General features: G+C 73.9%; 15 protein-coding genes. 6 read left to right on the top strand and 9 right to left on the bottom strand.

Features of this window, described 5'->3' with window-relative positions; all coding sequences use genetic code 11:
* The 3 genes from Ae331Ps2_RS32925 to Ae331Ps2_RS00435 all read right to left on the bottom strand — a co-directional run.
* Positions 1-496, bottom strand: a 496-nt coding sequence (locus Ae331Ps2_RS32925; RefSeq protein ID WP_305775545.1) for a transposase family protein, incomplete at its 3' end; no start/stop codon positions are given.
* 76 nt (positions 497-572) lie between these two features.
* Entirely contained in the window at positions 573-956 is a 384-nt protein-coding gene (locus Ae331Ps2_RS00440) for an inositol monophosphatase family protein (RefSeq protein WP_170918317.1), read from the bottom strand.
* 234 nt (positions 957-1190) lie between these two features.
* Entirely contained in the window at positions 1191-1565 is a 375-nt protein-coding gene (locus Ae331Ps2_RS00435; RefSeq protein ID WP_371335783.1) for a VOC family protein, read from the bottom strand.
* 230 nt (positions 1566-1795) lie between these two features.
* On the opposite strand from Ae331Ps2_RS00435, the gene Ae331Ps2_RS00430 reads away from it, so the two are divergent.
* On the top strand, positions 1796-2356 hold the full coding sequence (locus Ae331Ps2_RS00430; protein ID WP_075313062.1) for a DUF1707 domain-containing protein: 561 nt from the start codon (positions 1796-1798) through the stop codon (positions 2354-2356).
* A gap of 153 nt (positions 2357-2509) precedes the next feature.
* On the opposite strand, the gene Ae331Ps2_RS00425 is transcribed toward Ae331Ps2_RS00430, so the two are convergent.
* Complete coding sequence (locus Ae331Ps2_RS00425) at positions 2510-2935, bottom strand: PPOX class F420-dependent oxidoreductase (RefSeq protein ID WP_020622093.1); 426 nt, start codon at positions 2933-2935, stop codon at positions 2510-2512.
* 34 nt (positions 2936-2969) lie between these two features.
* On the bottom strand, positions 2970-3572 hold the full coding sequence (locus Ae331Ps2_RS00420) for a TetR/AcrR family transcriptional regulator (protein WP_075329672.1): 603 nt from the start codon (positions 3570-3572) through the stop codon (positions 2970-2972).
* A 71-nt stretch (positions 3573-3643) separates the two neighbouring features.
* Between Ae331Ps2_RS00420 and Ae331Ps2_RS00415 the strand changes: the two genes are divergently transcribed.
* The gene (locus Ae331Ps2_RS00415; RefSeq protein WP_075311433.1) at positions 3644-4855 is read left to right on the top strand and encodes a cytochrome P450; all 1212 of its coding nucleotides are present in this window, start codon (positions 3644-3646) and stop codon (positions 4853-4855) included.
* 14 nt (positions 4856-4869) lie between these two features.
* Here the strand turns inward: Ae331Ps2_RS00415 and Ae331Ps2_RS00410 are convergent, their stop codons facing one another.
* Complete coding sequence (locus Ae331Ps2_RS00410; protein WP_075311435.1) at positions 4870-5712, bottom strand: helix-turn-helix transcriptional regulator; 843 nt, start codon at positions 5710-5712, stop codon at positions 4870-4872.
* Positions 5713-5814: 102 nt separating this feature from the next.
* Here Ae331Ps2_RS00410 and Ae331Ps2_RS00405 point away from each other — a divergent pair, with 102 nt between their 5' ends.
* The 4 genes from Ae331Ps2_RS00405 (at position 5815) to Ae331Ps2_RS00390 (ending at position 8749) form a co-directional block, all read left to right on the top strand.
* Complete coding sequence (locus Ae331Ps2_RS00405; RefSeq protein ID WP_075311437.1) at positions 5815-6573, top strand: SDR family oxidoreductase; 759 nt, start codon at positions 5815-5817, stop codon at positions 6571-6573.
* A 102-nt stretch (positions 6574-6675) separates the two neighbouring features.
* Positions 6676-7932 (top strand): alpha-hydroxy-acid oxidizing protein, encoded by a 1257-nt coding sequence (locus tag Ae331Ps2_RS00400; protein ID WP_075311439.1) that lies wholly within the window; start codon positions 6676-6678, stop codon positions 7930-7932.
* A 61-nt stretch (positions 7933-7993) separates the two neighbouring features.
* A complete protein-coding gene (locus Ae331Ps2_RS00395) occupies positions 7994-8401 on the top strand; it encodes a hypothetical protein (RefSeq protein WP_075311441.1) in 408 nt (135 codons plus the stop codon).
* Positions 8402-8545: 144 nt separating this feature from the next.
* Positions 8546-8749, top strand: coding sequence for a cold-shock protein (locus tag Ae331Ps2_RS00390; RefSeq protein ID WP_020624259.1), 204 nt, complete (start codon positions 8546-8548; stop codon positions 8747-8749).
* Between the two features lie 67 nt (positions 8750-8816).
* Here the strand turns inward: Ae331Ps2_RS00390 and Ae331Ps2_RS00385 are convergent, their stop codons facing one another.
* The 3 genes from Ae331Ps2_RS00385 to Ae331Ps2_RS31740 all read right to left on the bottom strand — a co-directional run bounded on the left by Ae331Ps2_RS00385 (position 8817) and on the right by Ae331Ps2_RS31740 (position 11549).
* On the bottom strand, positions 8817-9464 hold the full coding sequence (locus Ae331Ps2_RS00385) for a TetR/AcrR family transcriptional regulator (protein ID WP_020624258.1): 648 nt from the start codon (positions 9462-9464) through the stop codon (positions 8817-8819).
* A 160-nt stretch (positions 9465-9624) separates the two neighbouring features.
* Positions 9625-11241 carry an alpha/beta hydrolase gene (locus Ae331Ps2_RS00380; protein ID WP_075311443.1) on the bottom strand — a complete coding sequence of 539 codons (1617 nt, stop codon included), beginning with the start codon at positions 11239-11241 and terminating at the stop codon, positions 9625-9627.
* Positions 11238-11549, bottom strand: a complete 312-nt coding sequence (locus tag Ae331Ps2_RS31740; RefSeq protein ID WP_075311445.1) for a hypothetical protein — start codon at positions 11547-11549, stop codon at positions 11238-11240. Before Ae331Ps2_RS31740 ends, Ae331Ps2_RS00380 begins: the two co-directional genes overlap by 4 nt.
* Positions 11550-11685: the final 136 nt, after the last annotated feature.

Genomic DNA, 11685 nt, shown 5'->3' with positions numbered 1-11685 from the left:
GGGTGTCGTGCTCGCGGCCCGGCCGCACGTCGCTGGTCCATAGCGGCCATCCATCAGGTGCGGTGAGGACCTGGATGTTCCCGCCGTGGCGGCGGTGCTTGCCCGACCACCACAGGTCGACCCCGGGGGTGAGGCCGAGCGCGCGGCACCGGTCGGTGGCGATCAGGGTGCCGTCGAGATTCACGTGGGTGTGCCCGGCTGTGCGGGCGGCGAGCAGGGCTCCGTGCAGGCCGGGTGCGGCCGCGGCGAGGACGTCGATGCCTTCGTGCAGGTAACGGTAGGCCGTTGCAGTGCTGATCGCGTTGTCACCGGCCAAACATCGGACCCGGGTAGCATCACAGAACCAGCGGATCACCAGCACTGCCTGGGCGAACGGGGTCAACGCCCGCCGCCGGGTGCCACGTCGACGGCGTTGAAGGACCAGGAGCCGCGCCAGATAGGCCACGGTGCGCTCCCCGATCGGGAGGACAGCGGTGTAGGTGACAGGATCAGACATGCAGGACCTCGGTGACGGTGTCGATCTGTGCTGGACCGAACCGATCTACCGGGGTCCTGCCCCGTTCCCGCTCATCTCACCACCCTCGGCGTGTCGCCACGACCTGCCACCCCGCTACTGAGAACACCTCAGTGGGGGTGCCGTCGATGCAGAGCGCGACGTTGAGGCCGTAGTCCCCGGCGCCGGAGGCGAAGTTGCGGGTGCCGCAGAGCGGGTCCACCAACCACATGCGCGAGCGTGCTCCACCGGACTCGCCGAGCTCCTCTCCGGTGAACGCATCACCTGGTCGACAGGCTCGAAGTATCGATCGAATCGCGCGTTCCGCATCGAGGTCCGCAGCGGTCGCGAAGTCGACCGCACTCTTCTGAATGCGTCGGAGCTGCCCACCCGGCGTCCTCCGGATCACGTCCATGCCAGCTCGTACGGCGTCGATAGCCAGCTCGACATCTGTTCCCTGCATCGACGTAACCCCCATTGCTCCGCCATGTCGTCGGCATGCGCCGGTCGGTGATGATCCCGAATCCTGCCCCGGCAGACGCGTCGGTCGAGCCCACCGACCGGACGTCGCTCCCTCCTCCTCGCACGGGGCCGATCCAGATGCCCACCCGTGCCCACGACGATCTGATCAGGCGTGCCCCGCCGGCCCGGCGGGCGAGCCCGTCGCCACCGCTGGTCCGGCGGATGACGCGCCAGGTCAGGCCGGGCTCACGGGCTCGATCAGGTCCCAGCGATTGCCGGCGATGTCGCGGAACACCACGAAGCGCCCGTAGGTCTCGGTGCGCGGATCAGTGAGGAACTCGACCCCGGCGTCACGCATGTGTGCGTATCGGCTCTCGAAGTCCTCGACCTGGAGGAAGAAGCCGACCCGGCCGGCATGCTGGTCGCCGATCGCGGAGACCTGGCGATCTCCGTCTGCCCGGGCGAGAAGGATCCCTGTCTCCGCGTCCGGCGGGCGGACGACGACCCACCGCTTGGGTCGACCGTCGTTGCTCTGAGCGGGGGAGTCCTCGACCAACTCGAATCCCAGCGCGTGGGTGAAGAAGTGGATCGCCTCGTCGTAGTCGTCCACGATGATCGTGGTGAGTTGAAGGAATACCATGCTCGCCAGGGTGGCAGTTGCACCTCCTGGTGCGCTCCGGCCGGGGAAGCGGCAGCCGACTCCCGATGCCGGAGCGGGAGGCAACGCCACGGCGGTGTCGGTGTCGATGTTGATGTCGAGACCGTCCTCGGGTGGTCCCTGAACCGTGCTCCGGGAAGACCCCGAGTCGTTCACCGACGACGGTGCCTATGGTCGAGTGCATGACCTCGTACGAGAGTTCCGACGCCGCCGTCCCAGCTCGGGACCTCCGCGTCTCGTACGCAGAGCGGGACCACGTGTCGGCCTTGCTCAACCGGCACCATCTCGAAGGTCGGCTCGACGGGGCAGAACTGGCCGACCGGCTGGCCGCTGTGTCCACTGCGGTCACCCGAGCGGACCTGAACAGCGTCGTCCTGGATCTCCCGGGGGCCCAGGACGCCGTGCCGACACGTGATCTGCTCGAACTGACGAATACCGCGGGCGACCTCCGGCGTGCCGGCGAATGGCTGGTCCCGCCGCGCGTGGTCGTGCGCTCCTGGTTCGGCAACGCTCACCTCGACATGCGTCGCGCGCGCTTCGTCACCGGTGACGTCGTCGTCGACGTGGACATCGTCATCGGGAACATCGACGTTCGGCTACCGCCGGGGGCGTCCGTGGACATCACGGGCGTGCGCGCGGCGGTCGGAACCGTCCGCGACAGGGTGGGCGAGTCGGCGTCGCGTGGTACTCCGCACGTCATCCTCGTCGGCGGTACCCAGGTGGGGAATGTGACCGCACGATGACGCCGCGCGCACCGGTCCTGGCCGGTCGGGGTCGGGTCTCCTGACCCCGCACCTGATCGGTGTGCCCATGTGGGGAGGCGGTGTACGGCACGGTCCCCGATCACACCGCCCGCGTCTCGCCGCAGTGGGATCGACACGATGCCGCAGCGGCCCTCACCCCACGTCGCGCGCCCGGATCCCCGCCTCGTGCGGATCCACCTGCTGCTCCTCGGGTGACAGCGCGAGGGTGAGGATCCGCGTCGGGTGGATCCGGATGATCGCGCTCGACCCCGTCGACTGCCCCGCGGAGTCCGCCGGCTCGGTCAGCGCCTCGCCCCGTCCCCGGATCTCGACGAACCGCACCCGCCACGGGGCGGTCGACAGAACGTCGTCGACGACGAAGGCGACCTGCCCGTTCGCGGCGACGTTGCGGAACTTGCGGCTGCGCTCCATCCCGTGGCCGCCGATGTCGATGGTGCCCAGCGTCGTGTTCACACCGAACCCCACCGGGCTGGCCTGCAGCGTCCCGTCCGGCCGGGCGGTGGCGAGCCGCCCGATCCACTGGCTGCGCAGGTAGGCGATCTCCTCGTCGGTGAACATGACGGCGACGCTAGGACCTGAATGGTGCTTCAGGTCAAGACGTGGCTCGCGCGACCGCGGCCCGCGCGTCGGCCTCCGGCATCCCGAGGGTCAGCAGGTGCCCGAGGGCGACGTCGGTCTCGGCGCCGTCCCACCGCCCCTCCTGTGCGGCGCGCATGTAGGCCAGGGAGCCGGCTTGCAGTACCTCGGCCAGCACCGGGGCCGCGGCGTGCCGGGAGAACACACCGGATCGCTGCCCGTTCTCCAGCAGCCGGACCATGATCGTGTGGAACGGGCCCATCGCGGCGCGGACCTCGTCGTCGGCGGTCCGGCGGGCCAGCGCGATGACCGGGCCGTAGCGCCGCGACGTGCTCCAGGTACGCAGGAGGGTGGCCGCGAGCTCGACGGCCGGGTCGGCCGCGTCGGGGTCGACCTCGCCGACCTTCTCGACGAAGTCCGCCGACGCCGCCCGGACGAGTGCGACCACGAGGTCGTGACGGCTGGTGAAGTGGCCGTAGAGGGTGCGCCGCACGACCCCGGCGCGGGCCGCGACCTCGTCGAGCGAGGCATCCGGGTTCTCGCGCAGCACGGCCTGCGCGGCGTCCAGGATGGACCGCCGGTTCCGCTCGCGGGCCGACGGCCGCTCCGTCCGTTTCATCACGCGTGCATTTTTGCACGATGAGTGCAATCCTGGCGAGTGTCGAGGACACCCAGTGCGAGGAGCGGACGATGACGATCGACCACGACACCCGGCCGGTACGGCTGGACCAGGACTTCTTCGACGATCCCGACGAGCTCTACCGCCGGTTGCGCGACGAGAGCCCGGTCGTCCGCGCGACCGGGCCGAACGGGCTGACCTTCTGGATGATCACCCGCTACGCCGACGCCCGTGCCGCGCTCAACGACCCGCGGCTGCAGAAGGACTCCCGCCGGCTGCCGGAGGTGCTGCAGCGCCAGGGCGCGACCTCGATCCGCCAGTTCGCCGACTCCCTCGTCGCGCACATGCTCAACGCCGACCCGCCGGACCACACCCGGCTGCGCAAGCTCGTCGGACGGGCGTTCACCGTCCGGGCGATCGCCCGGCTGCGGCCGCGGATCGAGCAGATCGCCACCGAGCTCGCCGACGCCGCCGAGCAGGCGGGCCCCGAGCTCGACCTGCTGGACCACTTCGCCTTCCCACTGCCCATGACCGTCATCTCGGAGATCCTCGGTGTCCCGGGGGACCGCCGCGACGACTTCCGGCACTGGTCGAACCTACTGCTCTCCAGCGGGCCCGACGAGGAGCGTGGCGCGGCCGCCGCGTCGATGGCGCAGTTCCTGTCCGCGCTCGTCGCCGAGAAGTCCGCCCACCCCGGCGACGACATGCTGTCCGAGATCGTCCGCGCCTCGGAGGACGGCGACTCGCTCAGCCCCACCGAGGTCACCGCGATGGCGTTCCTGCTGCTGGTCGCCGGGCACGAGACCACGGTCAACCTCATCGGCAACGGCGTGCTGGCACTGCTGCGCGACCCCGACCAGCACGTCCGGCTGCGTGCCGACCCCGACCGGGTGCCGCAGGCGGTCGAGGAGTTCCTCCGGTACGACGGCCCGGTCAACCTCGCCACGATCCGCTTCACCGACGAGCCCGTCGAGTACTCCGGGGTGAGGATCCCGGCCGGCGAGGTCGTGCTCGTCTCGCTGATCGGGGCCAACCGCGACCCCGAGCGCTACCCGGACCCGCAGCGGTTCGATCCCGACCGCGACACCTCCGGGCACCTCGCGTTCGGCTACGGCATCCACCACTGCCTCGGCGCACCGCTGGCCCGCCTGGAGGCCGACGTCGCGTTCCGGACGCTGCTCGCGCGGTTCCCGGACATGACGCTCGCCGGCGCCCCCGGGCAGCACCGGCAGAGCACGCTGATCCACTCGCTCACGGCGCTCCCGGTGCGCCTGCACCCGTGACCGGCGCCGGGTGATCAGCCCGCGCTGAACTGCTCGCTGCCGATCACCCGGAGCAGCTCCAGGCGCCGTTCGGTCTCGCTGCGCGGCGCCGCGGTGAGTACCAGCAGCGCCTGGGACCGGTCCTCGGTGAACAGCGCCTGGCAGTCCACCTCCAGCTCGCCGAGCTCCGGGTGCAGCAGCGTCTTGTGGTCGGCGAACCGGCGTCCGACCTCGTGCAGCTCCCACAGGGCGGCGAACTCGGGGCTGCGCTCCGACAGCACCCCCACCAGCTCGCCGGCCCGCGACCGGGGCCCGAGCATCGCCAGTGCCGCCCGCAGCGTCGCGACCTGCGCGCGGCTCTGGCGGGGGCGGTCGTCGGGCGGGTACATGCGCCGGGCGTCCGGGTCGGTGAACCAGCGGAAGACCTCGCTGCGGGCGAGCCCGGCGTGGTGGGTGTGGTCGCCGAACAGCGCCCGGGCCATCTCGTTCTGCACGAGCGTCTCGCCGAGCACGGTCAGGATCAGTGCCGGGCTGTCGTGCAGCCGGTCCAGCACCCGCAGCAGCGCGGGGGCCACGTGCTCGGACACCGGGCCCGACGCCGGCGCGTTCCGGCCCGCGCACCGGAACAGGTAGTCGCGTTCCTCGGTGCCCAGCCGCAGCGCCCGGGCCAGCGACGCCAGCATCTGGTCGCTGGGCTGCGGCCCACGCTGCTGCTCCAGCCGCGTGTAGTAGTCGGTCGACATGACCGCGAGCGTGGCGACCTCCTCACGGCGCAGCCCCGCCGTGCGCCGGCGGGCACCGTCGGGGAGCCCGACGTCACCGGGACGGAGGCGGGCACGGTGCCGGCGCAGGAAGTCGGCCAGGGCTGCACGGTCCACGTCACCGAGTATCCGCGGGCACCCGCCGGGCAACCAGGGACCGGTGATCCCCCGATGACCGGTCTCTGCCGCCCCCGTCCGCCGCGCGGCGACGGTGGGGACATGCAGATCACCGGACGCACCGTCTTCATCCCCGGCTCGACGAGCGGCATCGGACTCGCACTGGCCCTGGCGCTGCACGGGCGCGGCAACACCGTGGTCCTCGGCGGCCGGCGCCGCGACCTGCTCGACGAGCTCGTCGCCGCCCACCCCGGCCTCGACGCCGTCGAGATCGACACCGCCGACCCGGCGAGCATCACGAAGGCCGTCGCCGAGGTCCTCGACCGGCACCCCGACCTCGACGTGCTCGTCGCGATGGCCGGGATCATGCGGGTCGAGGACTGGCACACCCCCGAGGGGTTCCTGGCCTCGGCCGAGCAGGTCGTCACCACCAACCTGCTCGGCCCGATCCGGCTGATCGGCGCGCTCGTGGAGCACCTGCGGGGACGGCCGGTCGCATCGGTGGTCACCGTGTCGTCGGGGCTGGCGTTCGTGCCGCTCGCCGCGACGCCCAGCTACAACGCCACCAAGGCCGCGGTGCACATGCTCACCGAGTCGCTGCGCCTGCAGCTCGCCGACACGACCGTCGAGCTCCTCGAGATCGTGCCGCCCTCGGTGGCGACCGAACTGCTGCCCGGCCAGCAGGACAGCCCGATCGCGATGCCGCTCGACGACTTCGTCGCCGAGGTCCTCACGCTGCTCGAGGCCCCGACCCCGGGCGGGGAGGTCCTCGTCGAGCGGGTGCTGCCGTTGCGTCGTGCCGAGGCCCGCGGCGAGTACGCCGACGTCGTCGCCCGGCTGAACGCGGCCGACCCGCACTGACCGTCGCACCGCACCCGCCCCCGGACGCGGCCCGGTCCGGCGTCCGTCCGGGCGGTCGGCGCGGCCCGTAGGCTCACCCGCGCGACGACGGGGGAGGGCGCCATGACGGCACCGGGCCGGGCTCGGCAGGACCGCATCTACCGCGACGGCGTCTCAGGCGCCCGGCCCCGGGTCCCGACCGGCCCCGACGAGCTGGAGCGCCGCGCGCGGCGGGCCATGAGCCGGCGCGCCGACGCCTACGTCACCGGCGGCGCGGGCGCCGAGACCACGATGCGCGCGAACCGGGCGGCGTTCGCCCGTCGGGAGATCGTGCCGCGGGTGCTGCGCGACGTCGGCGAGCGCGACCTGACCGTCGAGCTGTTCGGCCGCACGCTGCACGCGCCGCTGCTGCTCGCCCCGATCGGGGCACTGGACCTGGTCCGGCGCGGCGCCGACCTCGCCGTCGCCCGCGGAGCCGCGGCCGCCGGGATCCCGATGGTGATCTCCAACCAGGCCGGGGCGCCGATGGAGGAGATCGCCGCGGTCGGCGGCCCCACCTGGTTCCAGCTGTACTGGTCCACCTCCGACGAGCTCGTCGACAGCTTCCTGCGCCGCGCCGAGTCCGCCGGCTGCGACGCCGTCGTCGTCACCCTCGACACCACGATGCTGGGCTGGCGCCCCCGCGACCTCGACCTGGGGCACCTGCCCTTCGCCCGGGGCATCGGGATCGCCCAGTACACCTCCGACCCGGTGTTCCGCCGCCTGGTGGAGGAGACCCTCGCCGCGCCGTCGGCCGGGGCGCCGCCGAAGGTCACCCCGCAGGCCGTGCGGACCCTGCTCGAGATCACCCGCAACGCCCCCGGACGGTTCCGGGACAACCTGCGCTCGCCCGTCCCGCGGGCGGCCGTGGAGACCTTCCTGCGGGTCTACTCGCGACCGCGGCTGTCCTGGGAGGACCTGGCGACCCTGCGCTCGCGGACCCGGCTACCGATCCTGCTCAAGGGGGTCCTGCACCCCGACGACGCCCGCCGCGCCGCCGACGCCGGTGTGGACGGGGTCGTCGTGTCCAACCACGGCGGCCGCCAGATCGACCACGCGGTCGCCTCGCTGGACGCGCTGCCCGGTGTCGTCGACGCGGTCGGCGATGCGCTGCCGGTGCTGCTCGACTCCGGGGTGCGGACCGGGGCCGACGTCGCGACCGCGGTCCGGCTCGGCGCCCGCGCCGTGCTGCTGGGGCGCCCGTTCGTGCACGGGCTCGCACTGGACGGCGCCCGCGGCGTCGCGCAGGTGCTGCAGAACGTCGTCGCCGAGCTCGACCTGGTCTGCGGGCTGGCGGGGGCCACCACCCCGGCCGGGATCGAGCTGCGCGGGCGTCCCTGACGGGTCACCCGGCGGTGCGGTCCGGCGCGCCCGGCCGCCCGCGCCGTGGCACGGTCGGACCATGACGCGTACGACGGCGACCCGTACCCGGCAGGACCTCGCCCGCCTCGCGCTCGGCGCGATGCTGGTGTTCGCCGGGACCTCGCACCTCACCTTCGCCCGCCGCGAGTTCCGTGCCCAGGTCCCGCCGTGGGTCCCGATGGACACCGACGACGTCGTGCTGCTCTCCGGGGCCGCCGAGATCGCGCTCGGCGCCGCGCTGGCCGGCCTCCCGAAGGAGCGCCGCCGGGTCGGCGGCCTGGCCGCGGCGTTCTTCACCGCCATCTTCCCGGGCAACCTCTCCCAGTACCGCAACCGCGTCGACGGGTTCGGCCTCGACACCGACGCCAAGCGGGCCGCGCGGCTGGCCGGGCAGCCGCTGCTGGTGGCCTGGGCGCTCTACGCGGGCGGGCTGATCCCGCGCCGGTAGCCGGTGCCGGCCCGGAGAACCGGGCGAACGGGACGTCCGACACGACGCGCCGGTACCCGATAGCACGTCGCCTGTAGCACAGCGGGGTCCGGTACGGCTAATGTCCACCCCGTAGGAACCGGCAAGACGCGAGGAGACATCCGGATGCCACAGGGAACCGTCAAGTGGTTCAACGCGGAGAAGGGGTACGGGTTCATCACGCCGGACGGAGGCGGGCAGGACCTGTTCGTCCACTTCAGCGCGATCCAGTCCTCCGGATACCGCAGCCTCGACGAGGGGCAGACCGTGACCTTCGAGGTCACCCAGGGTCAGAAGGGTCCGCAGGCGGACCAGGTCGTTCCCACCTGACCGCCTGATCCGACGCCGACGCCCGGGGTGCTCACGCGAAGCACCCCGGGCGTCGTCGTGTCGGGGGTCAGGACGCCAGGCGGGTCTCCAGCCCGGCGATGACGAGCTCGACGCGGCTCAGGGTCCAGCTGCGCGGCGGGTCGTCGATCCGGTCCCGGAAGACCGAGCGGACCTGGGCGTCGAACGGCTCGGCCGACTCCAGCACCTGGTCGCGACGGCGCGCGTCCCCGATGCCGAGGGGATTGGCCGCCAGCCACGGCTGCATGCCCATCTGGAAGGCGGTCGAGGCGCCCAGCACCGCGTCCTCCGCGGTGAAGCCCGACTCCAGCAGCCGGTCGGTCAGCCGCCGGAACGCCGACAGCAACGCCTCGGGGGACTCCGGCAGCCGCACCATCGCGGGCGCGAGGCCCGGGTGCTCGGCCATCACGTCGAACGTCGCCGCCGCGAACGCCAGCATCTGCTCCTGCCAACGGCCCTCGTCGGTCGCGGGGAACACGCCGTCGGTCACCACGTCGTCCACCAGCGCGGCGACGAGCGCCTCCAGGCTGGGGAAGTGGCGGTAGAACGTGGAGTACTTCACCCCGACCCGCGCGGTCACCGCGCCGACCGTCAGGTCGGAGAAGCCGAGCTCGCGCGCAGCGGCCAGCAGTGTCGCGCGGTCGGTCAGTGGCGGGCGGCCGGTGCGCCGTGCCGGTCTGCTCTCGGTCTCGGTCACGCCCGAATGCTACTGCCCGTGGCCGCGTCCGGGACAGGCTAGTCGCGGTCGGTCTGACGACTACGTGTGACCTGCCCCATCACTGGTTCATTGAGCGGCTGGTCGTTCGGCCGGCCGGACGTGCGGTCGTCTCGCAACGCAGGTCGAAGGTGACGGAGCGTCACAAAGGAACAGGCGCTCCGGCGACGATCCGGCCGAGCGTGCGCAGGCTCGGCGAGCCGGGATCCCAGTAGCCGCCGTGCGCGGCGGCGAACGCGGACTCGTCGTTCGGGGTCGCCGGGTCGTCGGTGCTCGGGAGCGCCGAACCGGGGGCCGAGTCGAACACCCGGGCACCGAACCCCGGTGCCGCCGGGTTCGGGCCGTGCAGGAGCCCGGTGGGGGCGAACCCGCGCGAGGTCGCGAAGCCCTCGACCCCGGGCACCCGGTCGATCGGGTCGTGCCGCGCGGTCGTCGCCCAGACGTGCCCAGGTGCGGTGCGGAGCTCGGAGGCGTGTCCCGCGCCGGTCCCCGGGCTGCCGACGAACACCACGTCGTCGGCGGCCAGGCCGCCGCCCCGGGCGGCGTTCCCGACCACCGTCGAGCCGTAGGAGTGCCCGACGACGGTCAGGTGCACCGGGCCCGCGTGCCCGGCCCGCAGACCGTCCTGGAAGGAGCGCAGGTCTCCCGCGGCGGCGCGGGCGGCCCCCGGGTCCGCCGCCGCGACCAGGTCGGGTGGCGCGTCGTAGCCGGTCCACAGCACCGCGGCGACGGTGGCGTCCGGCGCGGCCGCCCGTGCGGCGGCACGTGTCGCCTCGACCCGGGCCAGGTCGCCGGGCACCCCGTCCCAGCCCGCGGTCGTCCCCGGGACGTGGGTGAGCACGTGCGCGGCGTGTTCCGGGTCGCCGACGGCGAGCACGAGCCGCCCGCCGGTGCTCCCGCGCTCCAGTCGGAGCAGGTACGCGTCACCGGCGTCCAGGCGTCGGCGGGTCGCCTCCAGACCGGCCGACGCGCGCCGGGCGCGGTCCGCGCCCGCGGTGTCCCCGGCCCGGTCGAGCAGCGCCGCCCGGGACAGGAGCCGGGACAGCTCGGCGTCGAGCAGGACCCGGTTCGCCCGGTCCCGGTCGGCGACCGGTACGCCGTCCAGCCCGCCGACGAGGTCGGGCCGGGTGTGCAGCAGCTGTTCCCGTCGCACTTCGGGCAGCCCCATCCACCAGGACCGCACGGCGCCGGCGCCCGCACCGGGGGGTGGCGCCGCGGCCGGCGCGACCGGGCGGGGGGCCGCCGCGGGGGCCGGGCGGAGCGCATCGAGCGCGGCGGCCGTGGCGTGGTCGGACCGGGTCGCGGCACCGACGGCGTCGGCCACCGCGGTGGACAGGCGGGCCAGGTCCGCCCCGAAGCGCGCGACCATCGCGGGCAGCTGCCACACCCCCAGCCAGTGCGCGCCGACGCCGGCGGACAGCGTGCCGCGTTCGAGGTCGACGACGAACTGCGGGTGCACCGCCAGCGCGGCGAGCACGAGCCGGCGCTGGGCGTCGAGGACCTCGCCGGCGTGGGTGCCCAGCACCTGCGCGGCCCGGGTCGCAGTGCCCGCGTCGTCCCGCAGCCGGCGGACCTGCTCGGCGCGGTCGCGCGCGGCCGCGTCGGCGTCGGCCCCCGTCCACGACCGCGGTGCGGAGCGTTCCAGCTCGGCCGCGCGCTCGGACAGGGCCCGGGACAACCCGTCCCAGGTACCGGCACGACGCAGCCACGCACCGGGGTCGGCCGTCACGAGATCGCGCAGGGCGGGCCCGGTGCTCACGAGGCGCGCCCGGCGAACGCCGCCGCGGCGTCGTCGTCGGCGGCGCGCCAGGACGTGGCGGCCGCGCGCAGGGCCGACGCCGTCGACGCGGTGTGCTCCGCGTGCTCCCGGGTGGCCCGCGCCATCGCGTCCTCCCAGGCCGTGGCCGCCGTCCCGGCTGCGAAACCCGGCACCGGCGCGGCGGGGCCCACGAGCGCCGTGTCGTCGGCGAGATCGTCGGCGATGTGGTCGAGCGCCGCGGCGGCGGCGTCGAGGCCGTCCGGGTCGGAACGTGCCACCCCGCCCGACGACGGGTGCGGGCCGGGCACGGGCCGCCCGCTCGTCCACCGGGTCCCCGGTCGGTCTCGGTCGTGCACCGCGGCACCTCCGTCGTCGGTGGCGGGCCCGCCCGGCCCGCCCGCGTCGGACAGGAGTGTGCGTGCCGCGCGGTCCCGGCACGGGCGT

Source organism: Pseudonocardia sp. Ae331_Ps2 (assembly GCF_001932405.1).
In the GTDB taxonomy this organism is placed as follows: Bacteria; Actinomycetota; Actinomycetes; order Mycobacteriales; family Pseudonocardiaceae; genus Pseudonocardia.
Note: the sequence above shows the minus strand (reverse complement) of the source record. Positions and strands in the feature narration are given on the sequence as shown.